General features: G+C 59.4%; 23 protein-coding genes. 13 read left to right on the forward strand and 10 right to left on the reverse strand.

All coding sequences use genetic code 11. The features are described 5' to 3' along the window. Positions 1 to 17: 17 nt before the first annotated feature. The gene (locus tag KGB23_RS20390) at positions 18 to 938 is read left to right on the forward strand and encodes a zinc ABC transporter substrate-binding protein (protein ID WP_223432350.1); all 921 of its coding nucleotides are present in this window, start codon (positions 18 to 20) and stop codon (positions 936 to 938) included. Between the two features lie 122 nt (positions 939 to 1060). On the opposite strand, the gene KGB23_RS20395 is transcribed toward KGB23_RS20390, so the two are convergent. Both KGB23_RS20395 and KGB23_RS20400 read right to left on the reverse strand, forming a co-directional pair. After that, positions 1061 to 2011, reverse strand: a complete 951-nt coding sequence (locus KGB23_RS20395) for a homoserine kinase (protein WP_223432351.1) — start codon at positions 2009 to 2011, stop codon at positions 1061 to 1063. 58 nt (positions 2012 to 2069) lie between these two features. Continuing rightward, on the reverse strand, positions 2070 to 2360 hold the full coding sequence (locus tag KGB23_RS20400; RefSeq protein ID WP_150657814.1) for a DUF2782 domain-containing protein: 291 nt from the start codon (positions 2358 to 2360) through the stop codon (positions 2070 to 2072). A 74-nt stretch (positions 2361 to 2434) separates the two neighbouring features. On the opposite strand from KGB23_RS20400, the gene polA reads away from it, so the two are divergent. Continuing rightward, positions 2435 to 5206, forward strand: coding sequence for a DNA polymerase I (gene polA, locus KGB23_RS20405; RefSeq protein ID WP_223432352.1), 2772 nt, complete (start codon positions 2435 to 2437; stop codon positions 5204 to 5206). Between the two features lie 301 nt (positions 5207 to 5507). Here the strand turns inward: polA and yihA are convergent, their stop codons facing one another. Further along, positions 5508 to 6149: a ribosome biogenesis GTP-binding protein YihA/YsxC gene (yihA, locus tag KGB23_RS20410; RefSeq protein WP_223432353.1), complete on the reverse strand. Its 642-nt coding sequence runs from the start codon at positions 6147 to 6149 to the stop codon at positions 5508 to 5510. Between the two features lie 191 nt (positions 6150 to 6340). On the opposite strand from yihA, the gene KGB23_RS20415 reads away from it, so the two are divergent. The 7 genes from KGB23_RS20415 to KGB23_RS20445 all read left to right on the forward strand — a co-directional run bounded on the left by KGB23_RS20415 (position 6341) and on the right by KGB23_RS20445 (position 13665). Further along, on the forward strand, positions 6341 to 6631 hold the full coding sequence (locus KGB23_RS20415; RefSeq protein WP_008156007.1) for a c-type cytochrome: 291 nt from the start codon (positions 6341 to 6343) through the stop codon (positions 6629 to 6631). 46 nt (positions 6632 to 6677) lie between these two features. Then, on the forward strand, positions 6678 to 7289 hold the full coding sequence (locus KGB23_RS20420) for a c-type cytochrome (RefSeq protein WP_223432354.1): 612 nt from the start codon (positions 6678 to 6680) through the stop codon (positions 7287 to 7289). Positions 7290 to 7489: 200 nt separating this feature from the next. Continuing rightward, positions 7490 to 8131 carry a thiol:disulfide interchange protein DsbA/DsbL gene (locus KGB23_RS20425; RefSeq protein ID WP_223432355.1) on the forward strand — a complete coding sequence of 214 codons (642 nt, stop codon included), beginning with the start codon at positions 7490 to 7492 and terminating at the stop codon, positions 8129 to 8131. 14 nt (positions 8132 to 8145) lie between these two features. Next, entirely contained in the window at positions 8146 to 9024 is an 879-nt protein-coding gene (locus KGB23_RS20430; RefSeq protein WP_223432356.1) for an endonuclease/exonuclease/phosphatase family protein, read from the forward strand. Beyond that, positions 9021 to 11093: a GGDEF domain-containing protein gene (locus tag KGB23_RS20435; protein ID WP_223432357.1), complete on the forward strand. Its 2073-nt coding sequence runs from the start codon at positions 9021 to 9023 to the stop codon at positions 11091 to 11093. Before KGB23_RS20430 ends, KGB23_RS20435 begins: the two co-directional genes overlap by 4 nt. A 103-nt stretch (positions 11094 to 11196) precedes the next feature. Continuing rightward, positions 11197 to 11976, forward strand: coding sequence for an N-acetylmuramoyl-L-alanine amidase (locus KGB23_RS20440; protein ID WP_223432358.1), 780 nt, complete (start codon positions 11197 to 11199; stop codon positions 11974 to 11976). Positions 11977 to 12051: 75 nt separating this feature from the next. Next, positions 12052 to 13665 carry an EAL domain-containing protein gene (locus KGB23_RS20445; RefSeq protein WP_150657808.1) on the forward strand — a complete coding sequence of 538 codons (1614 nt, stop codon included), beginning with the start codon at positions 12052 to 12054 and terminating at the stop codon, positions 13663 to 13665. Between the two features lie 12 nt (positions 13666 to 13677). On the opposite strand, the gene KGB23_RS20450 is transcribed toward KGB23_RS20445, so the two are convergent. Together KGB23_RS20450 and algB are read right to left on the reverse strand one after the other, a co-directional pair. After that, complete coding sequence (locus KGB23_RS20450) at positions 13678 to 15468, reverse strand: ATP-binding protein (protein WP_223432359.1); 1791 nt, start codon at positions 15466 to 15468, stop codon at positions 13678 to 13680. A gap of 10 nt (positions 15469 to 15478) precedes the next feature. Beyond that, a complete protein-coding gene (algB, locus tag KGB23_RS20455; RefSeq protein WP_046044888.1) occupies positions 15479 to 16825 on the reverse strand; it encodes a sigma-54-dependent response regulator transcription factor AlgB in 1347 nt (448 codons plus the stop codon). Positions 16826 to 17258: 433 nt separating this feature from the next. Between algB and KGB23_RS20460 the strand changes: the two genes are divergently transcribed. The 4 genes from KGB23_RS20460 to KGB23_RS20475 all read left to right on the forward strand — a co-directional run bounded on the left by KGB23_RS20460 (position 17259) and on the right by KGB23_RS20475 (position 21364). After that, a complete protein-coding gene (locus KGB23_RS20460; RefSeq protein WP_223432360.1) occupies positions 17259 to 17546 on the forward strand; it encodes a hypothetical protein in 288 nt (95 codons plus the stop codon). Between the two features lie 81 nt (positions 17547 to 17627). Continuing rightward, positions 17628 to 17792 carry a DUF1328 domain-containing protein gene (locus tag KGB23_RS20465; RefSeq protein ID WP_003177151.1) on the forward strand — a complete coding sequence of 55 codons (165 nt, stop codon included), beginning with the start codon at positions 17628 to 17630 and terminating at the stop codon, positions 17790 to 17792. Between the two features lie 789 nt (positions 17793 to 18581). Continuing rightward, on the forward strand, positions 18582 to 19913 hold the full coding sequence (gene gltP / locus KGB23_RS20470; protein WP_223432361.1) for a glutamate/aspartate:proton symporter GltP: 1332 nt from the start codon (positions 18582 to 18584) through the stop codon (positions 19911 to 19913). Between the two features lie 221 nt (positions 19914 to 20134). Continuing rightward, positions 20135 to 21364 carry a nucleoside recognition domain-containing protein gene (locus KGB23_RS20475; RefSeq protein WP_150657803.1) on the forward strand — a complete coding sequence of 410 codons (1230 nt, stop codon included), beginning with the start codon at positions 20135 to 20137 and terminating at the stop codon, positions 21362 to 21364. A gap of 119 nt (positions 21365 to 21483) precedes the next feature. Here KGB23_RS20475 and KGB23_RS20480 read toward each other — a convergent pair whose 3' ends face one another. Genes KGB23_RS20480 through KGB23_RS20500 form a run of 5 tightly spaced genes read right to left on the reverse strand, consistent with a single transcriptional unit; the run spans position 21484 to position 26080 of the window. Then, a complete protein-coding gene (locus KGB23_RS20480) occupies positions 21484 to 22110 on the reverse strand; it encodes an ABC-type transport auxiliary lipoprotein family protein (protein WP_223432362.1) in 627 nt (208 codons plus the stop codon). Continuing rightward, positions 22107 to 23045: an MlaD family protein gene (locus tag KGB23_RS20485; protein ID WP_223432363.1), complete on the reverse strand. Its 939-nt coding sequence runs from the start codon at positions 23043 to 23045 to the stop codon at positions 22107 to 22109. Before KGB23_RS20485 ends, KGB23_RS20480 begins: the two co-directional genes overlap by 4 nt. Position 23046: 1 nt before the next feature. Then, positions 23047 to 23850 (reverse strand): ABC transporter ATP-binding protein, encoded by an 804-nt coding sequence (locus tag KGB23_RS20490; protein ID WP_223432364.1) that lies wholly within the window; start codon positions 23848 to 23850, stop codon positions 23047 to 23049. Further along, a complete protein-coding gene (locus KGB23_RS20495) occupies positions 23847 to 24995 on the reverse strand; it encodes an ABC transporter permease (protein WP_223432365.1) in 1149 nt (382 codons plus the stop codon). The genes KGB23_RS20490 and KGB23_RS20495 overlap by 4 nt, the downstream gene beginning before the upstream one ends. Positions 24996 to 25048: 53 nt before the next feature. Beyond that, a complete protein-coding gene (locus KGB23_RS20500) occupies positions 25049 to 26080 on the reverse strand; it encodes a DUF5924 family protein (RefSeq protein WP_150657798.1) in 1032 nt (343 codons plus the stop codon). Positions 26081 to 26419 lie beyond the last annotated feature (339 nt).

Genomic DNA, 26419 nt, shown 5'->3' on the forward strand with positions numbered 1-26419 from the left:
CTCTTCGAGTGGTCATCGTGTCCCGACTTTTTTCTATCTTTGTCGCATTTGTCGCAAGTTTTCTGCTGATGGGTTCAGCTCAAGCCGAAGTCAAAGTTCTCACCAGTATCAAGCCTCTGCAGCTGATCGCCGCTGCGGTGCAGGACGGTGTGGCGATACCGGAAGTCTTGCTGCCGCCCGGCGCCTCCCCGCATAACTATGCCTTGCGCCCATCCGACGTACGGAAGGTGCAATCGGTGGATCTGGTTTACTGGATCGGTCCGGGCATGGAAGGTTTCCTGCCCCGCGTGCTGAATGGTCGTACGCTGCCCAGTGTCGCCGTGCAGGATTTGCCGGGCCTGAAACTGCGACATTTCGCCGAAGATAGCCACTCCCACGCTGAAGAAGCCGACGAGCATGATCACGATCACCGTCCCGGCAGCCTGGACGCGCACTTGTGGCTTTCGCCGGTCAACGCTCGCGTCATCGCCACAAAAATGGCCGCAGACCTGAGCGCAGCCGATCCGGCCAATGCTGCGCGTTATCAGAGCAACCTCAAGGCGTTCGATGAGCGTCTGGATGCAATGGATCTTCGCCTGAAGGCGCGCCTGGCCGGCATCGCGGGCAAACCGTACTTCGTATTCCACGAGGCCTTCGACTACTTTGAAGACGCCTACGGCCTCAAGCACGCCGGCGTATTCAGCGTCGCCGCCGAGGTCCAGCCCGGCGCCCAGCACGTCGCGGCGATGCGCACTCGATTGCAGGAAGTCGGCAAAACCTGTGTGTTCAGCGAACCGCCTCTGCGTCCGCGCCTGGCGGAAACCCTGGTGGCGGGTCTGCCGGTGAAGCTGGCGGAACTGGACGCGCTGGGCGGGTACACGCCAGCGACCGCTCAGGGGTATGAGCAGGTGCTGGAGAAGTTGGGGAATGATTTGGCTGGGTGCCTGGAGTCGTTGTAACCGACACCCTGTGGCGAGGGGGCTTGCCCCCGTTGGGTTACGAAGCAGCCCCAAATGGCCGGTCAGTTAGATCGCATGGGAGCGCTTCGCACTCCGACGGGGGCAAGCCCCCTCGCCACGATTTAAAGGGCGAACGGCAGCGGCGTGCTGACCTTCTGCCGCTGCGCCAGACGCTGCTGAAACTCCATCGGATCGTGAATCAGTACGTCCTGCCCGGCAAACGACTCGGCGGCGATCAACCGCGACAACCAGAACCGCACACACGCTACCCGCAGCATGGTCGGCCACAAATCCGCCTCGGCCGCCGTGAACGGTCGCAGCGCTGCATAAGCACCGAGCAACGCCCTCGCCCGCGGCCCGTCGATCAACCCGCTCTCGTCCGAACACCAGTCGTTCAAGGCGATCGCCACGTCGTAGAGCATCGGCCCCGAACACGCGTTATAGAAGTCGATCAACCCGGTCAGGTGCGTGCCTTCGAACATCGCGTTATCGCGGAACAGGTCGGCGTGGATATTGGCTCGCGGCAGCGCCAGAATTTTCGTCTTCTGCTGTGTGATTTCGTCCAGCGCCCGTTGCAGCAGATCGCTTTGCTCGGCATTGAGGTGCGACAGCAACTGCGTGCCCTCTTCCAGCATCCAGTCCAGGCCGCGATCGGTTTTGCGCTTGATCATGTTGGCCTGGGTCGCAAGGTGCAGATGGCCGAGCAACTCGCCCACCTGAGCGCAATGCTGCGCATTGGCTTCCTTGATGTGCTTGCCGGCCAGACGTGGCTGCAACAGCGCAGGTTTGCCGGCCAGTTCGCGCAAGGCGACGCCGTCGGTGGTGCGCAAGGCATAAGGCACTGGCAGGTCGGCGTCATGCAGCACGTCGAGCAGTTCTATGAAGAACGGCATCTCCTGAACCGGACCACGCTCAACCAGGGTCAGGACAAATTCGCCCTGCTCCAGGCTGATAAAGAAATTGGTGTTTTCGCTACCAGCGGCAATCCCCTGGAAATCAAGCAGGCGGCCGAGCCCGTAAGGGGCGAGAAAGGTTTCCAGCTCGGGCCGAGCCAGCGGGGTGAACACAGACATGTTTGAACTGCCAGTACGGGCGCCGCTGCTTGAGCCAGCGCCGATTAAAATTAAGAAACTACTTCCACTCAAAGATCTTCCATCCGGGAATTCGCATATCCGACTTCTCGGATTCTACGAAATTACCTTCCGATTGATTAACGCGCACCAGAAAATACGGCGGTGCTCCCTTGGGGGTGACCTTAATGGCGTACAAAAAGCCATTTTGCCGATATTCCTGAATGGTTTTATCGCCTTCCGTGCGGATCGTGACATCCGGGTCTGCCGATGGTGTGTCATCCGCCGCCATGACGGCCAGTGGAACGGTTGCAAACAAGCCAGCCAGCAACAGGCGATTTAGTGTGCGCATGATAACCTTGTCCCTTTGTCGTCAACGGTCCCGCTATTCTAGCGCCGGACCCGCCGAAAAGGTTGATCCTGCTCATGAGCCAAGCCCCCCTCGTCCTGGTGGACGGTTCTTCTTACCTGTACCGCGCCTTTCACGCCCTCCCACCGCTGACCACGTCCAAAGGTTTGCCGACCGGTGCGGTCAAAGGCGTGCTGAACATGCTCAAGAGTCTGCGCAAGCAGTACCCGGACAGTCCGTTCGCCGTGGTGTTCGACGCCAAGGGTGGGACATTTCGCGATGACATGTACGCCGAATACAAGGCCAACCGCCCGAGCATGCCCGACGACATGCGTGTTCAGATCGAGCCGCTGCACCAGAGCGTGATCGCCTTGGGCTTCCCGCTCCTGTGCGTCGAAGGCGTCGAAGCCGATGACGTGATCGGCACCCTGGCCCGCAGCAGCGCGGCAGCCGACCGCCCGGTGGTGATCTCCACCGGCGACAAGGACATGGCGCAGCTGGTCGATGGCCACATTACCTTGGTCAATACCATGACCGGTAGCGCGCTGGACGTGGAGGGCGTGAAGGAGAAATTCGGCGTCGCTCCCGAGCAGATCATCGATTACCTGGCACTCATGGGCGATTCTTCCGACAACATTCCGGGCGTTCCGGGCATTGGTCCGAAGACCGCTTCCGGCCTGTTGGTCGGTGTGAACGGCGGCCTGACCGAGCTCTATGCACAGCTCGACATCGTCCCGACCTTGCCGATTCGCGGGGCCAAAACCCTGCCGGCCAAGCTCGAAGAGCACAAGGAGATGGCGTTTCTCTCCTATCAATTGGCAACCATCAAGATCGACGTGCCGCTGGATATCGGCCTCGACGACCTGCAAATGGGCAAGCCGGATCACGACAAGCTCGCCGAGCTCTACACCCTGCTTGAGTTCAAGAGCTGGTTCGAAGAGAACCAGCGCGACGCCAAGCGCTCCGGCCAGGAAGTCGCCGCTCCGGTGGCTGAAGAAGCGGCCGTCGACACCGAACTCAAGTACACAACGATCCTCACCCAGGCTGATTTCGACCTGTGGCTGAAGAAGCTCAACGACGCCAAGCTGATTGCCTTCGATACCGAAACCACCGGCATCGATGCGCAGCAGGCGCAACTGGTGGGCCTGTCTTTCGCTGTACAAGCCAACGAAGCGGCCTACATCCCGCTGACCCATTCCTACATGGGCGTGCCGGATCAGCTCGATCGCGACACCGTGCTGCGCGCGCTGAAGCCGATTTTGGAAGACCCGAGCAAACTCAAGGTTGGCCAGCACGCCAAGTTCGATATGAATATCCTGGCCAACTGCGCCATCGGCGGCGATCAGAGCTGCGGCATCACCGTGCAAGGCGTCGCTTTCGACACGATGCTCGAATCGTACGTGCTGGACTCCACCGCGACCCGCCACGACATGGACAGCCTGGCGCTCAAGTACCTGAATCACACCACCACCAGTTTTCAGGACATCGCCGGCAAAGGCGCCAAACAGCTGACATTTGATCAGATATCCCTGGAACTGGCCGGGCCTTACGCTGCCGAAGACGCCGACGTGACGCTGCGCCTGCATCAAACCCTGCAGGAAAAGCTCAATGCCATCCCGAGCCTGAGCAAGGTCCTGAGCGAAATCGAAATGCCGTTGGTGCCGGTTCTGGCACGGATCGAACGCCAAGGCGCGCTGGTCGATGCCAACCTGCTGGGCATTCAGAGCGTCGAGCTGGGCGAGAAAATGGTCGCCCTCGAGCGCGAGGCGTTCGCCATCGCCGGGGAAGAATTCAACCTTGGCTCGCCGAAGCAATTGGGCGTGATCCTGTACGAAAAACTCGGCCTGCCGATCCTCAGCAAAACCGCCAAGGGCCAGGCGTCCACCGCTGAAGCCGTGCTGGCGGAACTGGCCGAACAGGATTTCCCGCTGCCTAAAGTGCTGATGCAGTACCGCTCGATGAGCAAGCTGAAAAGTACCTACACCGATCGCCTGCCAGAGCAGATCAACCCGCGCACCGGGCGAATTCATACCTCTTATCATCAGGCCGTCGCGGCGACCGGGCGCTTGTCGTCCAGCGACCCGAACCTGCAGAACATTCCGATCCGCACCGCCGAAGGGCGTCGGATTCGTCAGGCGTTCGTTGCACCAAAAGGCTACAAGCTGCTGGCAGCGGACTATTCGCAAATCGAACTGCGAATCATGGCTCACCTGGCCAAGGACGAAGGGTTGCTGCACGCGTTCCGCAATGACCTGGACGTGCACAAAGCCACTGCAGCGGAAGTCTTCGGGGTTGAACTGGCAGACGTCACCACCGACCAACGGCGCAGTGCCAAGGCGATCAACTTCGGTTTGATCTACGGCATGAGCGCGTTTGGCCTGGCCAAGCAGATTGGTGTTGATCGCAAGCAATCCCAGGCCTACATCGACCGTTACTTCGCCCGTTACCCAGGCGTGCTGGAATACATGGAACGCACCCGCGCCCAGGCTGCCGAACAAGGTTTCGTCGAAACCATCTTCGGTCGTCGCCTGTATCTGCCGGAAATCAATGCGAAAAACCCGGCCCTGCGCAAAGGTGCCGAACGCACGGCGATCAACGCCCCGATGCAAGGCACAGCGGCGGACATCATCAAGAAAGCCATGATTGCCGTGGATAGCTGGCTGACAGCATCAGGCCTCGATGCCAAAGTCATCCTGCAGGTGCACGATGAATTGGTTCTGGAAGTGCGTGAGGATTTGGTCGACCAGGTCCGCGATGAAATTCGCATGCACATGAGCGATGCAGCGAAGCTTGATGTGCCGCTGCTGGTAGAGGTTGGTGTAGGAAACAATTGGGATGAGGCTCACTGAGCCGTCTGAAAAGGCGTTTTCTGCTGCGGCACAGTGCCGCAGCAGAAAGACCGAAGGGCTCTTAGGTCGGAAAATTCGATGGCCTATTCCAAAGGCTTTTTAAAAAATTCTGAACTAATCGCCTGAATCCCCACTCAGAGTTACTGAATGGGTGGTGAAGCCCTTCGATGCTCCTAATGTTGTGTTAAGTGTTGGCAGATATCTGGACCCCGCCCTAGCGGTCCGGAACTTGAACCCCGGAACTTCCCCCTCCCCATAAGAAGTCCGGGGTTTTTTTTGCCCGCGGTTTTTGTAATTGAGCTTACTCCGCGAGGTCGGCGCCCTTGTCCGCCAGTTCCATCCAGCCCGCCAGTACAGTGTAGGCGTCTTCCAGACCCATGCGTTTTGGCGCCGAGAACAGCTGGATGCTGATCGCATCTCCCCAACCCTTGCGGATGTCTGCCTGAACCTTGAGCAGGACGTTTTTCGCCGCGCCGTAGGTCAGCTTGTCGGCTTTGGTCAGCAAAATGTGCATCGGCATGCCGCTGGCGACAGCCCAGTCGAGCATCAGCAGGTCGAAGTCGGTCATTGGATGACGGATGTCCATCATCAAAATCAGCCCCTTCAAACTCTCACGACCACCCAGATAGGCTTCCAGGTGACGCTGCCAGTGCAGCTTCAACGGGATAGGCACTTTCGCGTAACCGTACCCCGGCAGGTCGACCAGACGACGATCATCGTCTAGCTTGAAGAAGTTCAAGAGCTGCGTGCGACCCGGAGTTTTCGAGGTCCGCGCAAGGCTGGCGTGTGTCAAGGTGTTCAGCGCACTGGACTTGCCGGCGTTGGAACGCCCGGCGAAAGCCACTTCAAAGCCTTCGTCGTCGGGACATTGATCGACTTTGGCAGCGCTGAGCATGAAGGTGGACTGTTGGCACAGGCCGAGGATGGGGTTCTTGAGTTGCATGGGATTTCCGATGTGGGCGGCGCCGGGAATGGACGCGGCGAGCAGTGTCGTTTCCGTTTCAGTGACGCCAGTATATAATGCCGCAGATTTTGTGTGCGCTTTGTCCCAGCGTAGGATGAAGTTCACGAGAGCGATTGACCTTGATTGCGCATTAGAACGCAGAACGCTCTCAACCCTGAAAAGGTCGTTTTATGACGAAATGGCTGCTAGCTGCCGGTGTCTTGATGCCGCTTTACAGCGCTCAGGCTACACAGGATCCGGAAGCTGTGTACAACCGTGTTTGTGGTGCCTGTCATTCCGGCCAACTACCCATGGCGCCCAAAAAGGGCGATCAGGAAGCTTGGACGCCGAGGTTGGCGAAAGGTATGGAGACGCTGGTGCAACACGTGACCCAGGGTTTCAAGGCGATGCCGCCGCGTGGTTTGTGCATGGACTGCAGTGCCGAGGATTACCAAGCAATCATCCAGTGGATGAGCGAGTGATCCCGGTCCATAACTCTTTAACCCTTAGCCGTAGTTGGATTAGCTGATGAACAAATTGATCGTGAGTCTGCTGTTGACCGTGGGGATCTCCGGCATTGCCCATGCTGCAGGTGATGCGACTGCTGGTCAGGCGAAAGCCGCAGTATGTGGCGCCTGTCATGGCCCGGATGGCAACAGTATGGCGCCTAACTTTCCGAAACTGGCAGGCCAGGGCGAGCGTTATCTGAACAAGCAGCTACACGACATCAAGTCCGGCAAACGCACGGTACTGGAAATGACCGGCCTGCTGACCAACCTGAGCGATCAGGATCTGGCCGATATCGCCGCCTACTTCGCCAGTCAGAAAGGCAGCGTCGGCGCCGCCGACCCGAAAGTCGTTTCTCGCGGTGAAGCATTGTTCCGCGGCGGCGATCTGGCCAAGGGCCTGCCAGCCTGCACCGGTTGCCACTCGCCAAATGGTGCGGGTAACGCAGCCGCCGGCTTCCCGCACCTGGGCGGCCAGCACGCTCAATACATCGCCAAGCAACTGACCGACTTCCGCAAGGAAGAGGCCGGCCGCACCAACGATGGCGACACCAAAACCATGCAGACCATTGCCAAACGGCTGAGCGACGAAGATATCGCAGCGGTGTCCAGCTACATTCAAGGTCTGCACTAAGACCGACGAATCGGGCGCTGCGGGAGGTGTACACCTCCCGCAACGTTAACGCTCGATTAATCCGTCGGTGCAAGCATAAAAAGGGTGGCTTTGGCCGCCCTTTTTTGTGGCCGCTGCCGTTACACTACAGAACTCAAGCCCGCCAGGACCTGTCTGAAAACAGGTCGCGCGAGGCGACCAAAATTGTCCAGGAGTAAAGCATGCGTAATCTGATCATCAGCGCCGCACTCGTCGCTGCCAGCCTGTTCGGCATGGCCGCCCAAGCTGCTGAAGCACCCGCAGCGCCTTATGTCGAACTGACCAATCCCGTCCCGGTAGCTGTGCCTGGCAAGATCGAAGTGGTGGAGCTGTTCTGGTACGGCTGCCCGCACTGCTACGCTTTCGAGCCCGTGATCAATCCATGGGTTGAGAAACTGCCTTCCGACGTGAACTTCGTCCGCATTCCTGCCATGTTCGGCGGCCCGTGGAACGCACACGGCCAGATGTTCCTGACCCTTGAAGCCATGGGCGTCGAAAACAAGGTTCACGCTGCGGTGTTCAACGCGATTCAGAAAGAACACAAGAAGCTGGTCGACAAGAATGAAATGGCCGATTTCCTGGCCACTCAGGGCGTAGACAAGGACAAGTTCCTGGCCACCTTCGACTCCTTTGCCATCAAGGGCCAGATCGTCAAGGCCACTGACCTGGCCAAAAAGTACGAAATCTCCGGCGTTCCGACCATGATCGTCAACGGCAAGTATCGCTTCGACGTGGGCTCTGCCGGCGGCGCCGAGCAAGCATTGCAACTGGCCGACAAGCTGATCGACAAAGAGCGAGCGGCTAACAAGGCTGCTGCCAACTAAGCGCGGCGACTGCCATGCGCCGCTGGGGCACTGAACGCGTCGTTGGCCTGCATGATCCGCGGGTCAACGAACATCATCTGGAATCGACGGGCCTGCCCGCAGACAGTCGTCTGCGCTTGCTCAGTTTCAATATCCAGGTCGGTATCAGTACCGAGCGCTATCATCACTACGTGACCCGGGGCTGGCAGCATCTGTTGCCGCACACCGGGCGTGCCGACAATCTGCAAAAGATCGGCAATCTGCTGGGCGACTTCGATCTGGTCGCCTTGCAGGAGGCCGATGGCGGCAGCCTGAGATCAGGCTACGTCAACCAGGTCGAACACCTGGCCCAGCTCGGCGCATTCCCCTACTGGTATCAACAACTCAATCGCAATCTCGGACGCCTCGGCCAGCACAGCAATGGTGTGCTCAGCCGCTTGCGCCCGTGGGCGATTGAAGATCATCCGCTACCGGGGCCCAAAGGTCGCGGAGCTATTCTGGTGCGCTTTGGCGAAGGTCCTGAGGCGCTGGTGGTGGTCATGATGCACCTGGCGCTGGGCGCTCGCGCCCGCAGCATGCAACTGGCTTACATCCGCGAGCTGATTGGCGGCTATAAACACCAGGTGCTGATGGGCGACATGAATACCCATGCCAGTGACTTGCTGCAAAACTCCCCGTTGCGTGACCTCGGCCTGCTCGCGCCGCAACTGGAAGCGACGTTCCCTAGCTGGCGCCCGCAGCGCTGCCTGGACCATATTCTGCTGAGCCCCACCCTGACCCTTGAAAAAGTCGAGGTGCTGGCACAACCCATTTCCGATCACCTGCCGGTCGCGGTAGAGATTCGTCTGCCGGGTTCGCTCACGGCCGATGCATTGCCCGCGTTGAGTCCTGCCCCTCGCGGATCCCATGAATGAGCGACGAAGCACAGCGCTGGAAAGAGAAATACCTCAAAAGCATCGAACAACAGGAAAAGCTCGAACGTCGATGGGACGCCCGGCTCGACCTGCTGCGTCGTGGCCTGGTACGCAGCACGCTGGCCGCCGAGGGCACCGACCGCGTCGTTGACCAATGCATGAAGGAAATGCGTGAAGTCGTACGCACCGACGACATGGACGCCGGCCTGGCCGCCCTGCTTCCGCGGCTGGAAAAAGCCGTGCTCGACTCCGAACAACGCCGGGAAACCCGGGTCAATCAAACCAGCGCTGCATTGACCGCACTGGTCTCGCAGCTGCAAACATTACCGCTGCCCCGCGAAGTCAGCCGGCCTCTGAAAAACTTCGCCAAGCATCTGGATGCAAGAGTCGGGCAGCCGCGCGAAATTCCGTTGCTGCTCAGCGAGCTGAGCGGCCTGCAAGGCAAAGCCCTGAATCAGCTTGAAAACCCGGCAGAACCCGGCCGCCCTGGTTTGCTGCAGCGACTGTTTGGCAGCCGTGAAGCGGATGAAGCGGCATTACAGGTTGTCCCCGGCGCTGTGCCGACGCCCACCCTGCAGTATGCCGAAGCGGTTGCTGTGCCTCATGCCGAGACACTACAGGTAACTGTCGATCTCGCGCCAAAGATCGATAAGCCGCAAGTGGCGGTCGCACAAGTTGCCGAGCCCGCGACTGCATCCGAGCCACCGACGATCGAGACTCCGCCCGCAGCGGCGCCTTCTCCTGCAGTTGTAGCGTTTGTCCCGCCGGTGCTTGAGCCGGAGCGAGCACGCGCCCAGACTCCAGAGACGCAACCGGACATAGAACATCCAGAAGAACCCGCGCCATCAATCATCGAACCAGAAATACAGGCTCAACCGGCAATCAATCCCGACGAACTGACCCCGGTGGTCTATCTCGACAGCCTGCCGTTGCCCCCGGCCATGGCCGAGGTGTTGGCCGCCGTAGACACTGAACAATCCGAGCCGGATGTTCTCTACGCCCTGCCGGACTCACCCGAGCCGTCCTACAGCTCGGTGGCCAAGCACATCGAAGACACGTTACTGGGCCTGCTCGACGACCTGACGCTGCCCGAGCGTCATCGTCCGCAAGCCGAAGCGATGCGTGATCGTCTGCAAAACGGTTTGAATTGGTACGAACTGCTGCCAATCCTCGACGATCTGGCAACCTTGATGCTGGCAATCACTGACAGTGGCCAGCATGAATTCGAAGCCTACTTGCAACAGCTAAACGAACGCCTCGAGTCGTTCCAAAGCAACTTGCAAGCCGCCAGCGAAGGCCATGCCGACAACCGTTCCGCCGCACGCGAGATGGACACGCAGATCCGCGAACAGGTCGACGGCTTGCAGAGCAGCATGCAGGAAGCCGCCGACCTGGACGATCTCAAGCATGTTCTGGAAAACCATCTGGAAGGCCTGCTCGGCACCATGGACCAGCACCAGAAGCAGCGTAACGAGCGCGAGCAGGAAGTCGCGGCACGCCTCCATGGTCTGGCCGAACGCGTTGCGCACATGGAGCAGGAAGCCCTGGGCTACCGCGAGCATCTTGAAGAGCAGCGTCAGAAAGCTTTGATTGACCCGCTCACCGGCCTGCCTAACCGGGCAGCCTGGAGCGAACGGCTGGATCACGAAATCAACCAATGGCAGCAACACGGCAACACCCTGTTGCTGGCCATGCTCGACCTCGACCATTTCAAACGCATTAACGATAACTATGGTCACCTGGCGGGCGACAAAGTACTGAAAATCATCGCCAGCGTGCTACGCAAGCGCCTGCGCGGGACGGATTTCATTGCCCGGTTCGGCGGTGAGGAGTTTGTCCTATTGATGCCAGACACAGTGCCCGCTGCCGGTGCGAAACTGCTGGAAAAACTGCGCGCCTCGATCGAAGCTTGCCCTTTCCACTTCAAAGGCGAGCCAGTAACCATCACCATTTCCATGGGCCTGACTGCATTCAAACCCGGCGAACATAGCGATCTGGTCCTTAAAAGAGCCGATCAGGCCCTATATCGCGCGAAACATGCCGGCCGTAACCAAGTCGCACTGGGCTGACGGGCAATTGTTCCATTTTGTTTAAAACTTCGCGTGGGCCGTCTGCGCGCAGGGCAGTACGTTACACTGTTGCATTACTGTCTTGCGTGTATTGCCTTCTGCCATGAAATATCTATCTCTCATCGTGTCGCTGATTCTGTTGGCCGGTTGTGCCAGCGGCCCCCGGCTCGACACCCGTCACCCTTCAGCCAATTACGACAGCCGCATTCAGTTCGTGGTGGTGCATTACACCTCCGCGTCACTGGAGCGCTCGCTGCAACTGCTGACCCACGGCGACGTCAGCAGCCACTACCTGATTGGCGACGACAAGGGCGCCACCATCTACAAGCTGATGGATGAAAACCTTCGAGCCTGGCACGCCGGGGAAAGCGAATGGCAAGGCCGGACCTGGTTGAACTCCAGCTCCATTGGCATTGAAATCGTCAATCCGGGATTTAAAGACACCCCGACCGGGCGCCTTTGGTACCCCTATAGCGAAGACCAGATCCAATCCCTGATCGTCCTGCTCAAGGACATCAGCAAGCGTTACGCCATCAACCCCCGCAGCATCATCGGCCACAGCGACATCGCCCCGATGCGCAAGCTTGATCCGGGGCCGCTGTTCCCCTGGAAGCGTCTGGCTGCCGAAGGCCTGGGAATCTGGCCGAACGAGCAGGCCGTAACGCGTCAGCAAGCACAGTTCGAAGTACAACTGCCAACCATCAGTTGGTTTCAGGCACAGCTGGCCCGCGCAGGTTATCCCACCCCGCAAACCGGCGAACTGGATGTTGCGACACGTGATGTGATTGCGGCCTTCCAGCTGCATTTCCGACCGACACGTTTCGATGGCACACCGGATGCGCAAACCGCGGCGCTTCTACAAGTCTTGAACCAGACAAAATAATGACGCCCGCCCGACGGTCAGGGCTTTTTTCCAATCAGCAGCTATAACTCATTGGTAATTCTTCGGATATTCCCTATGCCTGCTGCTCGAGAGACACTTCGTAGTTGGTTCTTTCGCCCTTGGTTTTTGGCGATGCTGGCTGCTGCCTTGAGCGCGACACTTCTGATGGCCGGCAGCCTGTTCGTGGCCATGCATCAAGTCGAGCAGAGCGAAAGCGAAGAAATGAATGCTCAGGGCGAGCGCTTCCTTGCTCGTCTGGAGCAACTTTTCGGGCAGTTGCGTGAAAGCCTCGACGACCTGGAAGCCCAGCCGTTACGCGGCTGCGATGACGAAATGATCGCGACCTTGCAACAGGTCAGCTTCAATTACCGTTTCGTTTACGAAGCCGCTTATATGGACGCCTCGCGGATCTGTTCCAACCGCCCCCGGCAGGAAGGGCTGTCGATGATAAGGCCGCCAGACATCAAGGGGCCGACCTACAGTTACTGGCTGAACACCACCACCGAACCCGATGAAAATCGCGCCGCGCTGATGCTCGGGCGCGGCAATTTTCGTGTCGCGACATCTCGCGGGCATTTGACCGACATGGTCGACTTGCCACCGGGAAGCAGCCTGCTGGTGGTACTCGACCACGGTACGCGCGCGATTCCGGTACTGGGTGTCTCACAGGCCTGGCCACCCACCGAACCCTGGCCCCCGAAAAGCCTCGACGCGCTACAAGTAACGCATTCCCGCTTGATTTACCGCATGCCCACCAACAATCCGGAATACCAATTGGTGCTGATCAGCCCGCGCACCGGTATGCATGTGCCCGCTGTCTGGTGGTGGTTGCTGCCGGCCAGCCTGGCACTCGCCTTATGCGTGGGTTTTCTGGTGCTTCTGCTGGTGCGCCAGCGACAGTCGCTGGACGCCGAACTGAGTGGCGCCATACGACGAGGCGAATTGCAGGTGCTGTATCAACCGATCTTCGACCTCGACAGCCGCAACTGTGTCGGGGCAGAAGCCTTGCTGCGCTGGCGACGGCCGGACGGCACCCTGACCAGCCCCGACCTGTTTATTCCGATGGCGGAGAACACCGGCCAGATCCGCCAGATGACCGACTTCGTCCTGCAACGCCTGCTTGAGCAGCTGGGTCAATTGTTGCGGTCCAATCCGCAACTGTACATCTCAGTCAACCTGGCGGCCTGCGACGTCATGGTGCCGCGTATCGGCCAAGTCATGGCGCGCCTGCTGACCTTGCACCGCGTCGCGGCAAAGCAAATTGCCTTTGAGGTCACCGAGCGGGGATTGATCGATGTCGTGGTAGCCCGGGAAAACCTGCAAGCCTTGCGGGATGTCGGGCATCAAGTGTTGATTGATGATTTTGGCACCGGCTATTGCAGCCTCGCCTATCTGCAAACCCTGCCAGTCGATTGCCTGAAAATCGATAAGGCGTTTATCGATGCGCTGGGTCATGACGCTGCAAGTAGCGGTGTCGCCCCACACATCATTCACATGGCCCAGGCCCTGCAACTCAAGGTGATTGCCGAGGGCATCGAACTTGAATCCCAGGCGGCGCTTCTGAGCAGTGAAGGCGTGAAGTTCGGTCAGGGTTGGCTATTCGCCCATGCGTTGAGTGCGGTGCAGTTCATCGAGCTGATTACCCGTGGTCGCCGATTGGCTGCCCGACGTCTCGATGACGAAGCCTGAAGCGGTTGCGGCTTATACCGACAGCGCCATATAAAACTGAGTACCCTGCCCTGGCCGCGAATAAACACCCATCCGACCGCCGTGCAACTGCACGATTTCCTTGCACAGCGCCAGACCGAGTCCGGCACCACCCTTCTTGCGACCCACCTGTACAAAGGGTTCGAAAATCCGCCCCTGCTGACCATAGGCAATGCCTTCGCCGTTGTCCTCGACGCTGATAATCACCCGCTCCCCATGGCGTCGAGCCTGCAAACGTATTTGCCCGCCGGAAGCGGTGTGGCGCAACGCGTTGTCGATCAGGTTATCGAGCACCCGGTCCAGCTGCGGCTGATCGGCCGGCAATCGCGGTAATGGCCCTTGCACTTCCACTAGCAAGTCGATGCCCTGCTCTTTTGCAGGGTCGGCAAAACGTGCCCGGGCCTGCTCCAGTAAATCCTCGATGGAGCACGGCGCCAACGTGAGTTTCTGCAATCCGTTCTGGTAGCGGGAGAAGTTCAGCAGGTCGTTGATCAACTGCATCAAGCGCTGCATCTCTTCATTCACGGTGTCCAGCAGATCTGCTTCGCGCGAGTCCTGGGCAAAGTGCGCGCGCTCGCGAAACAGGCCGAACGCCATGTGCATCCCGGTAACCGGCGTTCGCAATTCATGGGAGGCGCGCAGCACGAACTCGCTGCGCACCCGCTCAAACGCCCGCTGTTCGGTGACGTCATGCAGAACCATCACGGCGCCGAGAATATGACCCTGTGTATGGCTGACCGGCGTCAGACTGAAGGTCAGCAACCGCGACTCACCGTCGACCTCGATGCTCAGGTCCTCAGGCGCCCGCTCCAGGGTGCCGCCGCGCAGCACCAGTTGCAGCTGATCATCGAGTTCGGGACGCTCAAGCGCCGTACCCAGACCCTGACCGAGACGATCGCTGTCCCAACCCAACTGACGCTGCGCCACTGGATTGAGGTGTTCCAAACGACCATCGCGGTCAATCATCAACAGCCCATCGTCGATGCTGTCGAGCACGGCCTGCAAACGCTGCTGGCCTGCGAGCAGTTCATCGATATTGGTGGCCTGATGCTCACGCAGGGCCTCGGCCATGATCCCGAAGCGCTTGGTCAGCTGGTTCATTTCCACGGCCGAAGAAATCGGTAGCGTCACTTCGAAATTGCCTTGGCCGATGTTGTCCGCCGCCTGGACCAGGGCCTCGATCGGTTCACCAAAACGTCGAGCGATAGCGTGGGCGGTGACGAAGCCGATGATCAGCACCGCCAGCCCCACCAGCCCGAGCAGGCCGGCAACCAGCAGCGCCCTCTCCCGAACCTGCCGTTCGGTGGCATTGATGTTATCCAGCGCACGCTGTTGCTCGACGATCAAACCATTGCGCAGCGCATTGAATTTTTCGGTGAGTTCTTTGTTGCCACTCAACACCTGTGCCGAGTCACGTGACAGGTCGTACTCCTGCAGAAATCTCAGGTAGTCAGTCTTGGCCTGTTCGAAACCGAACTGGTGCTCATCGCCAGCCTGGGCATGGACAATGCCGTCGTCAAGCAACTGGAAATAATGCTGCTTGGACGCCTCGAACGCTGCAGGATCCGGCTTCTCGCTGAGCATGATCATCAGCTGATCGCCCAGGGTCTGACGCAATTTCAGTCCAAGGTCGAGCGAGATGAAATTATTGCGAATCAGCGCTTCCTGGGAACTCGCCATCTGCATCACGCTGACCAGTCCGAGCAACAGCCCCAGCAGCGCCACGGTGATCAGTGCGGAAATACTCAGAAACAGCCGCGTGCGCAACTTCATCGCCAGTCTCATCGGAGACTGCTCACAAGTTGTACTGCTTGCGTTTTCGGTACAACGTCGAGGCATCGATACCCAGGGTCTTGGCGGCCTGGTCCAGGGTATCTGCTGTGGCGAGGACTGCTCCGATGTGGGCTTTTTCCAATTCATCCAGACTCAGCGCAGCGCCGATGCGAGGCGCGTTGTTGACCGGGGTTTCAGCCATGCCCAAGTGACTGATCTCGACCCGTTCCTGTGGACAAATGATGCTTGCCCGCTCCACAACGTTGCGCAGTTCGCGAATGTTCCCCGGCCAGCGGTAGCCGAGCAGCGCTTCACGGGCTTCGTCGCTGAAGCCCCGAGCCGGACGCGCGTATTCCTTGACGAAACGGGCCAGAAAGCGATCGGCCAGGTTCAGAATATCTTCCCTGCGCTCGCGCAGTGGCGGCAGGTGCAAGGTGATGACGTTCAGGCGGTAGAGCAAATCTTCACGGAAACGGCCATCGCGGACCATGTCTTCGAGGTTCTGGTTCGTGGCCGCGAGGATGCGCACATCGGCGCGGCGGGTGACCGGGTCGCCCACCCGTTCGTATTCTTTATCCTGGATGAAACGCAGCAGTTTAGGTTGCAAAACCAACGGAAAATCGCCGATCTCGTCAAGAAACAGCGTCCCACCGTCGGCCTGATTGACACGACCCAGAGTACTTTCGCTGGCCCCGGTGAACGCGCCACGGCTGTGGCCGAAGAGCTCGCTTTCCATGAGTTCGGCGGTCAGGGACGGGCAGTTGATCGTGATGCAGGATTTCTTCGCGCGCTTGCTCCAACCGTGAATGGCCTGGGACAGCTCGCCTTTACCGGTACCTGACTCGCCGAGAATCAAAATATTGGCATCAGTGCTGGCCACCTGGCGGGCGGTTTCGAGCACGACTTTCATCGCCGGGCTGTGAGAGTCCAGGCCATCCTTGGGTTTGCGCACTTCGCCTTCAAGGGCTTCCAGACGTGCCGACAGTTGCCGCACCTCCAGCTGCTTGGCGGTGGCCAGGCGTAATTGGTCGGGGCTGCAAGGCTTGACCAGATAGTCGGCGGCACCGGCCTGAATGGCATCCACCGCGGTATCCACGGCCGAATGAGCGGTGACGATCACCACCCTCATCCACGGCGCCTGAATGCGCATTTGGGCCAGCACATCGAGGCCATTGTCTTCACCCAGTCGCAGGTCGAGGAAGCACAGGTCGAAGACTTGGCGCTGAAGCAGTGCATCAGCCTGGGCGGCGCTGTTGGCGGTAGCGACGCTGTAGCCTTCATCTTCGAGGCAATAACGGAAAGTACGCAGGATGGCGGACTCATCGTCCACCAGCAGAATGCGGCCTTGATGCTCAGTGGCTGATTCCATTTTCCTACGCTCCTTAATGAATGATCTTGGTTAGTCCCGGAATAATCGGGCAAGTTGCATGGTTGATTCTGGTCGATTCCATCCACAGCAGCGTAGCTCTCTCCTCACCCTACGGCTAATCGCCTGATTTTATTGTTTTTTTATCAGATAGCCGGTTCACAGGCGATTCCCGCTGTCCCCTTGTGACATCCACGCCCTCCTCGCAATTCAAAAATATTGAAAGTTCTTACGATTCCATCGTGCATTACGCACGACTTCAAAAGGACCATCGTGCAGGATGCGTCCGATCCGTTTTCCACATCATTCATAACTATTTGATTTTATTGACTTTTATTATCATAAAAAGCTGGCATGCAGGCTGCAATGGTCTGATTAACCAGGGCATTAAAAGTCGCCCTTAACAAGATCACCACAGTGTGGGAGGAGCTTCAGGATGAGTCGCCAACGTGCCGCCCAGTTGCGTATCTCGCCACTGCATATCCAGCAAGGTCTGTTGGCTGTTCTGGCGCTACTGATCACTTTGATCGCCGGCCAGCAGTTCCAGCGTTGGGAGCAGAACCAGCAGCAAGAAGCGCCACGCTTGTCGATTCAGCACCCGACCCAAACCCATTTCAGCGCGGCCAGCAGTAACCTGGCTGACAGCCCCCCAATGCGAATGATGGACGTCGACCAGGCTCAGCCTGCGGATGAGACGCCTCGCCAGGAACGTTGGGTGTTCTAAACACATGAACTTGGCGCTTTCGATGCGCCGGGAAAAGCACCACGAGCAACACCTCTAAATAGAAGCGTAAGGAGAATCACCATGTTGAGCTGGGCAATCACATTCTTGATCATTGCCATCATCGCTGCGGTACTGGGCTTCGGTGGTATCGCGGGCACCGCCACGGGTATCGCCAAGATTCTCTTTGTCGTGTTCCTGGTGATGTTCATTGCTTCCTTCTTCTTTGGCCGTCGCGGTCGAGGGTGAACATGAGCGTTTTGGTAAAGACACTGGCAGCCGCCCTGCTTCTGGGCGGCAGTGCCATGCAAGAAAGATCCACACTGGTACTGAATTCGTAACATGAAAGAAGCAGCATGGCTTCTTTCCACTGCGCTACCCGAGGACGGTAGACGCATGATCAAGGGGCCGGGACGTTCTGCCTGTTTCAGGGGCGGAGTGACCTACGGGTACAGGGAGTGCCCGCGCAAGGGCCGGGTCAGGCAGAAGCTGCGACGCAAGTTCGTCGGTCACTCATGGATCGACGGACTTGCGAAGAGCTCATCAGTGCAAAGCGTTGTCTTAGAGCGTTCTGCTCGCATCTCCGCTTCATCTCCGTTAACCCCTCGCAAAACCATTTCGCGGTGTTTCTTTGGTGACCGTATATCGAGAAAACTGCGACTCGAAGACCGAGAATTTTCGCGCTTAAACGTAGGCTTTTTCCCAAGTTTTAGCCCACATTCCCTTGTTCAAAAAACACCCAACCTCCTCTGCGATGACCGGTTCACGGCACTTATGCCTGCCGAAATGTCGTATTCGAACCGGTTGGGACGCGAGTTTGAGTTAAAAAATCTCATGCCGATTCGGCATAGGGTAGGCGTTTACGGCATTAGACGTCGCTTCCTTGCATCTGAATAGTTGCGCCTTTTTTCGCCTGCCAGAGAGCCGATAACAAGCGCTCCGGGGCACCTTATACGGGGGTAGATGCACAAGACTTTTTCGCCACAAGCGTTCCAGTTCTTGCATCTGCCTGAGTCAAACGCAAGTAAGGGTAAAGATATGAAGAAGGCAAAGCTTAGCCTCGCCTGGCAGATCCTCATCGGTCTGGTTCTGGGGATAGCAATTGGTGCACTGCTCAACCACTTCAGTGCCGAAAAGGCCTGGTGGATCAGCAACGTCCTGCAACCGGCAGGCGATATCTTTATCCGTCTGATCAAGATGATCGTGATCCCGATCGTGATCTCTTCTCTGGTCGTCGGCATTGCTGGCGTGGGCGACGCGAAGAAACTCGGTCGCATCGGTCTGAAGACCATCATCTACTTCGAGATCGTCACCACCATCGCCATTCTTGTCGGTCTGGTGCTAGCCAACGTGGTCCATCCGGGCAGCGGCATCGACATGAGCACCCTGGGTACGGTGGATATTTCCAAGTATCAGGCCACCGCAGCCGAGGTTCAGCATGAACACGCGTTCATCCAGACCATCCTCAACCTGATCCCGTCGAACATCTTTGCGGCCATGGTCCGCGGCGAGATGTTGCCGATCATCTTCTTCTCTGTGTTGTTCGGTCTCGGTCTGTCGAGCCTGCAATCGGACCTGCGCGATCCGCTGGTGAAGATGTTCCAGGGCGTGTCGGAAAGCATGTTCAAGGTCACCCACATGATCATGAACTACGCCCCGATCGGCGTGTTCGCACTGATCGCGGTGACCGTGGCCAACTTCGGTTTCGCCTCCCTGCTGCCGCTGGCCAAACTGGTCGTCCTGGTTTACTTCGCCGTCGCCTTCTTCGCCTTTGTGGTGTTGGGCCTGATCGCCCGCCTGTTCGGCTTCTCGGTAATCAAGCTGATGCGCATCTTCAAGGATGAGCTGGTGCTGGCCTACTCCACTGCCAGTTCCGAAACCGTGCTGCCGCGCGTGATCGAGAAGATGGAAGCCTACGGCGCACCGAAAGCCATTTGCAGCTTCGTGGTCCCGACCGGTTACTCGTTCAACCTCGACGGTTCGACCCTGTACCAGAGCATCGCGGCGATCTTCATTGCCCAGCTCTACGGCATTGACCTGTCGATCAGCCAGCAATTGCTGCTGGTGCTGACCCTGATGGTCACCTCCAAAGGCATCGCCGGCGTACCGGGTGTGTCCTTTGTGGTGCTGCTGGCCACTTTGGGCAGCGTGGGTATTCCACTCGAAGGCCTGGCGTTCATCGCCGGTGTCGACCGCATCATGGACATGGCGCGAACCGCGCTGAACGTGATCGGCAATGCCTTGGCCGTGCTGGTCATCTCCCGCTGGGAAGGCATGTACGACGACGCCAAGGGCCAGCGCTACTGGAACTCCTTGCCGCACTGGCGCAGCAAGGAAAAATTGCCGGTCGGTGAAGTTTCCAGCAACTAATGCAAAACCCCCTGTGGGAGCGGGCTTGCTCGCGAAAGCGGTGGATCAGTCAACAGAGATGTTGAATGTGCTGACCTCTTCGCGAGCAAGTCGAATCGTCGCACCGCCGCTCCCACATTGGATTAGTGCAAGTAGTAATAAACAAACCCCGGAGAAATCCGGGGTTTGTCGTTTCTGGCTACCCCGCTATCATTCGCCGCATTCTTCGGGGGATTTGACTGATGCTTAATGGCCTGTGGCTTGGCTTCTTCATCGTGGCTGCCGTTTCGGCACTGGCGCAATGGCTGATCGGCGGTAACGCCGGGATCTTCGCGGCGATGGTGGAAAGCATTTTCGCCATGGCCAAGTTGTCGGTCGAAGTCATGGTCCTGTTGTTCGGCACCCTGACGCTCTGGCTGGGCTTTCTGCGGATTGCCGAGAAGGCCGGGATCGTCGAGTGGCTGGCCAAAGCGCTGGGCCCGTTGTTCCTGCGGCTGATGCCAGGAGTGCCGGCCGGGCACCCAGCCATCGGCCTGATCACGCTGAACTTCGCCGCCAACGGCCTGGGCCTGGACAACGCCGCCACGCCAATCGGCCTTAAAGCAATGAAGGCGCTGCAAGAACTCAACCCCAGCGACACCATCGCCAGCAATGCGCAGATCCTCTTTCTGGTGCTCAACGCCTCCTCCCTGACCCTGCTGCCGGTGACGATCTTCATGTACCGCGCCCAGCAAGGTGCGCCCGATCCGACCCTGGTGTTCCTGCCAATCCTGCTCGCCACCAGTTGCTCGACATTGGTCGGCCTGCTGTCGGTGGCGTTCATGCAGCGTCTGCGCCTGTGGGACCCCGTGGTGCTCGCGTACCTGATTCCCGGCGCCTTGGCCCTCGGTGCCTTCATGGCGCTGCTGGCGACGCTCTCAGCGACCGCTCTGGCCGGCCTGTCATCGATCCTCGGCAACGTGACGCTGTTCGGGCTGATCATGTTGTTCCTGGTGATTGGCGCGCTGCGCAAAGTGAAGGTCTACGAAGCATTCGTCGAAGGCGCCAAAGAAGGCTTCGACGTGGCCAAGAACCTGCTGCCGTATCTGGTGGCGATGCTGTGTGCCGTCGGCGTGTTGCGGGCATCTGGAGCGCTGGACTTTGGCCTGGACGGGATCCGGCATCTGGTGGAATGGGCCGGTTGGGACACGCGCTTCGTCGATGCGCTGCCGACCGCCATGGTCAAGCCGTTCTCCGGCAGCGCCGCCCGGGCGATGCTGATCGAAACCATGAAAACGTCTGGCGTGGACAGCTTCCCGGCGCTGGTGGCGGCGACGATTCAGGGCAGTACCGAAACGACCTTCTATGTATTGGCGGTGTACTTCGGCGCGGTGGGCATCCAGCGGGCGCGGCATGCGGTGGGGTGTGCGTTGCTGGCGGAGTTGGCCGGCGTTCTCGGCGCGATCGGCGTTTGTTACTGGTTCTTCGGCTAAACGAGATCCCTGTGGGAGCGGGCTTGCTCGCGAAGAGGCCGGTACATTCAACATCTCTGTTGACTGACACACCGCCTTCGCGAGCAAGCCCGCTCCCACATTAGATGTGCGTGCGACCTTTATGGCCTTGGCGGCGGGGCAGCCTTCTGCCCTTGCTCAACCGCCCAACTCACCACCTGCGCCGTCAGTTGATCACTGGCCTGGCCAAACCCGGCCACCACCGCCGGCACCTTCGCATCACTCAACGGCTGGCGTACTTCGAAACGTCGGCTGGCGAGAATTCGCTGGTCATAACCGCGCACGAGCAATGCATCCAGACGCACGACGACGCTCGCGTGCGTTCCCTGGTATTCAGTCTGGAATGCCTGCAGGCTACCTCCCAGTTCAAGATCCGCCTGGAAGTTGCTGTCGTCGGTGCTCAGCAATGGCACCCGACCATCACGCTGGAAACCATCCAACAGACGATTGCGCAGCAACACCGGTGCCGGGTCGCTCCAGCGTGAAGCCGTGTAGCTGCTGATCAGATCACCCTGAGGGATCACGGCGATCTTTGGGCTGTTCAAAGCCTCGCTGGCCTGCGGCTTGGTCAGGCGCAGCGACCAGCGCTGCGGCGTCCCGTGACTGGCCGATGCGCTGCTCTGGGCCGAAGGCAACCGATAGACATCGGACGGCTCGGCCTTGGGCAGGATCGAGCAGGCGCTGAGCACAATGAAGCTGGCGAGGAGGGCGAGTCGAGTCAGCTTCATGGCGTGAACTCCTTGTTCTTGTCATTGCCCAGCAAGTAACCGGTGGGGTTGGCTTCCAGACGCTGGGAAATAGCCCGCAACGACGTCAGGGTGTCGCGCAGTTCACGCACCGCCGGGGCCAGGCCATTGAGGCCTTGCATGCCGCTGTTGAGCGAATCCTGATTGGTCGTGAGCAACATATTGATGGTCGCGCTGCTTTGCTCCAGCGATTTCATCGCCTGCTCGGCGCTGCCGAACATCTGCTTGCCTTGATCGTTGAGCATGCCATTGGCGTTGCGCATCAGCGCGGACGTCTGTTCCAGCATGGCGCCGGCCTGCTTGCCGACCGATGCCAGTTGCTGCATCGCCTGACGAATATCGCCGCGCTGGTCGGCGATGGTCCCGGTGGTTTGCTCCAGATGCTCAAGGGTCTTGCTGATGCGCTCGACGTTCTCCGAAGAAAACATCTGATTGGCGTTGTGCATCAGCATGGACACGCCAGCCATCAGGTCGCCGCTGTCACTCAACAAGCGAGCGATAGGCGAGGGCGATGCAATAATTGTCGGTAACTCACCGTCCTTGCCCTTGAGCTTCGGACTCTGCGGAGTACCGCCACTGAGTTGAATGATCGAGGTCCCGGTGATCCCGGTCAGCGCCAATATGGCCCGGGTGTCTTCCTTGATCGGCGTATCACCGCCCAGACGAATCCGCGCCAACACCCGGCGCGGGTCTTTCGGGTCCAGGCGCAGGGTCACCACGTCGCCGACCTTGATCCCGCTGTACTGCACGGCACTGCCCTTGGACAGGCCGCTGACCGCCTCGTTGAAGACGACTTCGTAATCCTTGAACTCGGTGTCGACGCTGGACTTGGCCAGCCACAAACCGAAGAGCAGGGCGCCCGCCACCACAATCACGGTGAACAGGCCGATCAATACATGATGGGCTCGGGTTTCCATGTCAGACCTCCTTAAGCTGTTGAGCGGCGGTCAGCGCCGCGCGGCCGCGAGGGCCGTGGAAGTATTCGTGAATCCACGCGTCGTCAGTTTCCGAGACTTTCTCGATGGCATCCGCCACCAGCACTTTTTTCTGCGCCAGCACCGCCACGCGGTCGGTGATGGTGTAGAGCGTGTCGAGGTCGTGGGTGACCAGAAACACACTCAGGCCCAACGCATCGCGCAGGGTCAGGATCAATTGATCGAAAGCCGCCGCGCCAATCGGATCGAGGCCAGCGGTGGGTTCGTCGAGAAACAGGATGTCCGGGTCCAGCGCCAGCGCGCGGGCCAGTGCCGCACGCTTGATCATGCCGCCGGACAGCGAAGCGGGGTACTTGTCGGCCGCCGACAGCGGCAACCCGGCCAAGGCCATTTTCACTGCCGCCAGGTGCTCGGCGTCCTCTCGGCTCAAACCGGCATGCTCGATCAGGGGCAGGGCGACGTTCTCGGTGACCGTCAGCGAAGAGAACAGGGCGCCTTTCTGGAACAGCACGCCGAAGCGCCGTTCGACCATCGAGCGTTCGTGTTCGGACAGCGTCGGCAGGTTTTTACCGAAGACCTTCACCACCCCTTCGCTGGGCTGGCGCAAGCCGACGATGCTGCGCAACAGCACCGATTTACCGCTGCCGGAACCGCCGACCACGGCAAGGATTTCGCCCTTGTACAAATCCAGGTCGAGGTTCTCATGCACGCTCTGGCGACCGAAGCGATTGCACAGACCGCGGACTTCGATCACCGCCTCGGAGGGCGCTCGGGGTAGACGACTCACCAGCCCATCTCCATGAAAAACAGCGCGGCCACGGCGTCGAGCACGATCACCACGAAAATCGACTGCACCACGCTCGACGTGGTGTGGGCGCCGACGGACTCGGCGCTGCCGCTGACTTTGAAGCCTTCAAGACAGCCGATCGCGGCGATCAGGAACGCGAAGATCGGCGCTTTGACGATCCCCACCAAAAAATGCTGAACACCGATGTCGGTTTGCAGCAACGACAGAAACATCGCCGGCGAGATATCCAGCGACACCGCGCAAACCACACCGCCGCCGACGATCCCCGAAAGCATCGCCAGAAAGGTCAGCATCGGCAGCGCGACCAGCAGGGCCAACACGCGCGGCACCACCAGCAGCTCCATCGGGTCGAGGCCCAAGGTGCGGATGGCGTCGATTTCCTCGTTGGCTTTCATCGAGCCGATCTGCGCGGTGAACGCACTGGCGGTGCGACCGGCCATCAGGATCGCGGTCAGCAACACACCGAACTCGCGCAGGAAGGAGAACGCCACCAGGTCCACGGTGAAAATACTCGCGCCAAAACTCGCCAACACCGTCGCCCCGAGAAACGCCACCACCGCGCCCACCAGGAAGGTCAGCAGGGCAACGATAGGCGCGGCGTCGAGGCCGGTCTGTTCGATGTGCGCCACCATCGGCGTAATGCGCCAGCGTTTCGGGCGAAACAGGCCGCGGGCGATGGTTTCCAGAATCAGGCCGACGAAACCCAGCAATTGCAGGGTGTCCTGCCAGACCGCGTCAACCGCGCGGCCGATGCGGGTCAGCAGTTGAATGCCGACGCTGATTTCCGGCTCTTTGATCGGCACGCAGAAGTCGGTCAGCGAGCAATAGACGGTCTGCAACAAGGCTCGGTCGGCCGAGGACAGTGTGCAATCGGGGTGTTCGGCGGATCGGCCCAAACGCTCGGACCCGAGCAACTCCACCAGCAGCGACGCGCCGGCGGTGTCGAGCGCGCCGAGGCCGTTGAGGTCGATGTGAGTGCTGTCGTCGTATTGGCCGCGGAGCTTTTCGCTCAGGTGCTTGAGATCGGCGTAATGGGCAAGCGTCCAGTCACCCGTGACCCGCAACTGAGCAGGGGAGTGAGAGGTGTCCAGTCGGGCACTGCCAGGCATTGTGCTGCTGGTCATAAGCTCCGTGCTTTATCGGCTATTAGGCAGCTCTATGTAATAGCACGAACGGGTTACTTTGCGGCAGTCGCCGGCGTGTTGTCCTTTACCACGAAGCGCAACACACCGATGACCTGGCCATCTTCAGTCAGCACCCGAACCTGCCATTTACCTGCGGGGTTGCCGGGGAAATTCTGCTTGTGGGTCCAGGCCCGATAGCCTTCCTTGCGCCCGCCGTGGATGTCCAGGGGGATGCGGTCGACCTCTTTGCCGTTGAACTGCCACACGTGGTAGATCCGCTCATCCAGACCGCGCGGGGCGTTGATCGCGGTGTAGGCATACAGCCCGTCACCACGGATCTGGTCGGCGCTGACTTCTTCCAGACTCTTGCCAGGTGTGCGGTCCTGCATTTGCGTGCTGATCGCCACGTCGGTCATCCACAAGGTCGCCGGAGGCACCCAAGACCGAAGCACCCAACCGAGCGCGCCGATGCCCAGCGTGATACTGAGAATCGCCAAGGCGTTGCGCACGGTACGAATCGGGAAGATCGACGCCAGGCTCGGGAACGACAGCACGACGGCGGTGCCCAGGGCCAGTTTGAAGCTCTGAGCGGTGGTCAGGTGCAGGATGATGGGCAGGGCGGTCAGCAGTGCAGCGAACAGCGTCAGTGTGTGCAGTGCCAGGAACGCCCAGCGCCGGGGGGCCAGCCATTTGTAGTAGAGCGGGTCGATAATGGAAATCAGCGCGGCGATGCCCAGCAGCCCGGTAAAGAACAGCTGGCCGCTGTTCCAGGTGGTGGTGATAAAAAAGAACGGCAGGACGAAGAACAGGCTTTCCTGGTGGATCATCTGCGTGGCGTAGCGCAGTAGAGGTTGGGGGATTTCGCGTTTGAAGATCCTGGCGAACAGCTTGGTCAGGCTGTTTTCCAGCATCAGCCAGATCCAGCTGACCAGCATGATGGTGGTGATCCAGGTCGCCAGACCTTGCTGGCGATCCACCAGAATGAAGCTGCCGACCCCGGAAATGAAACCACCGAGCGCAATGACCCCTGGGTAGCGCTTCATCAATTCCAGGATGCGCTGGACGTATAGGGTCAGAGTAGGCATTCGGCGGTTCGCAATAGTCGTGGGAAAAATCCTCGACAGGGTAACCGCCGAGGGTCGGCGTGGCGAGGGGCTGCGATCCGATCACAAAACCCTTGTAGCAGCTGGCGTAGCCTGCGTTCGGCTGCGAAGCAGTCGTAAAATCATTCAACGCGGTCCGTCAGGTTTATCTGACATACCGGATTGGCGACTGCTTCGCAGCCGAACGCAGGCTGCGCCAGCTGCTATGTATGGACTCGCCCCCACGTTCAACCTGCTTTTTGAACACTGCTACCCGGTTGCATCTATGTATGAGGCCTGTTCGAGGAAGCCTTCAACGGCTTCTGGCCAACATTGGGTAAG

The organism is Pseudomonas sp. GL-B-26, from assembly GCF_019947405.1.
In the GTDB taxonomy this organism is placed as follows: Bacteria; Pseudomonadota; Gammaproteobacteria; order Pseudomonadales; family Pseudomonadaceae; genus Aquipseudomonas.

What these genes read in the sequence shown, in the direction of transcription:
- KGB23_RS20395 (WP_223432351.1), bottom strand. Translation starts at nt 2,011, where the DNA reads ATGTCTGTGTTCACCCCGCTGGCTCGGCCCGAGCTGGAAACCTTTCTC.
- KGB23_RS20400 (WP_150657814.1), bottom strand. Translation starts at nt 2,360, where the DNA reads ATGCGCACACTAAATCGCCTGTTGCTGGCTGGCTTGTTTGCAACCGTT.
- polA (WP_223432352.1), top strand. Translation starts at nt 2,435, where the DNA reads ATGAGCCAAGCCCCCCTCGTCCTGGTGGACGGTTCTTCTTACCTGTAC.
- yihA (WP_223432353.1), bottom strand. Translation starts at nt 6,149, where the DNA reads ATGCAACTCAAGAACCCCATCCTCGGCCTGTGCCAACAGTCCACCTTC.
- KGB23_RS20415 (WP_008156007.1), top strand. Translation starts at nt 6,341, where the DNA reads ATGACGAAATGGCTGCTAGCTGCCGGTGTCTTGATGCCGCTTTACAGC.
- KGB23_RS20420 (WP_223432354.1), top strand. Translation starts at nt 6,678, where the DNA reads ATGAACAAATTGATCGTGAGTCTGCTGTTGACCGTGGGGATCTCCGGC.
- KGB23_RS20425 (WP_223432355.1), top strand. Translation starts at nt 7,490, where the DNA reads ATGCGTAATCTGATCATCAGCGCCGCACTCGTCGCTGCCAGCCTGTTC.
- KGB23_RS20430 (WP_223432356.1), top strand. Translation starts at nt 8,146, where the DNA reads ATGCGCCGCTGGGGCACTGAACGCGTCGTTGGCCTGCATGATCCGCGG.
- KGB23_RS20435 (WP_223432357.1), top strand. Translation starts at nt 9,021, where the DNA reads ATGAGCGACGAAGCACAGCGCTGGAAAGAGAAATACCTCAAAAGCATC.
- KGB23_RS20440 (WP_223432358.1), top strand. Translation starts at nt 11,197, where the DNA reads ATGAAATATCTATCTCTCATCGTGTCGCTGATTCTGTTGGCCGGTTGT.
- KGB23_RS20445 (WP_150657808.1), top strand. Translation starts at nt 12,052, where the DNA reads ATGCCTGCTGCTCGAGAGACACTTCGTAGTTGGTTCTTTCGCCCTTGG.
- KGB23_RS20450 (WP_223432359.1), bottom strand. Translation starts at nt 15,468, where the DNA reads ATGAGACTGGCGATGAAGTTGCGCACGCGGCTGTTTCTGAGTATTTCC.
- algB (WP_046044888.1), bottom strand. Translation starts at nt 16,825, where the DNA reads ATGGAATCAGCCACTGAGCATCAAGGCCGCATTCTGCTGGTGGACGAT.
- KGB23_RS20460 (WP_223432360.1), top strand. Translation starts at nt 17,259, where the DNA reads ATGAGTCGCCAACGTGCCGCCCAGTTGCGTATCTCGCCACTGCATATC.
- KGB23_RS20465 (WP_003177151.1), top strand. Translation starts at nt 17,628, where the DNA reads ATGTTGAGCTGGGCAATCACATTCTTGATCATTGCCATCATCGCTGCG.
- gltP (WP_223432361.1), top strand. Translation starts at nt 18,582, where the DNA reads ATGAAGAAGGCAAAGCTTAGCCTCGCCTGGCAGATCCTCATCGGTCTG.
- KGB23_RS20475 (WP_150657803.1), top strand. Translation starts at nt 20,135, where the DNA reads ATGCTTAATGGCCTGTGGCTTGGCTTCTTCATCGTGGCTGCCGTTTCG.
- KGB23_RS20480 (WP_223432362.1), bottom strand. Translation starts at nt 22,110, where the DNA reads ATGAAGCTGACTCGACTCGCCCTCCTCGCCAGCTTCATTGTGCTCAGC.
- KGB23_RS20485 (WP_223432363.1), bottom strand. Translation starts at nt 23,045, where the DNA reads ATGGAAACCCGAGCCCATCATGTATTGATCGGCCTGTTCACCGTGATT.
- KGB23_RS20495 (WP_223432365.1), bottom strand. Translation starts at nt 24,995, where the DNA reads ATGACCAGCAGCACAATGCCTGGCAGTGCCCGACTGGACACCTCTCAC.
- KGB23_RS20500 (WP_150657798.1), bottom strand. Translation starts at nt 26,080, where the DNA reads ATGCCTACTCTGACCCTATACGTCCAGCGCATCCTGGAATTGATGAAG.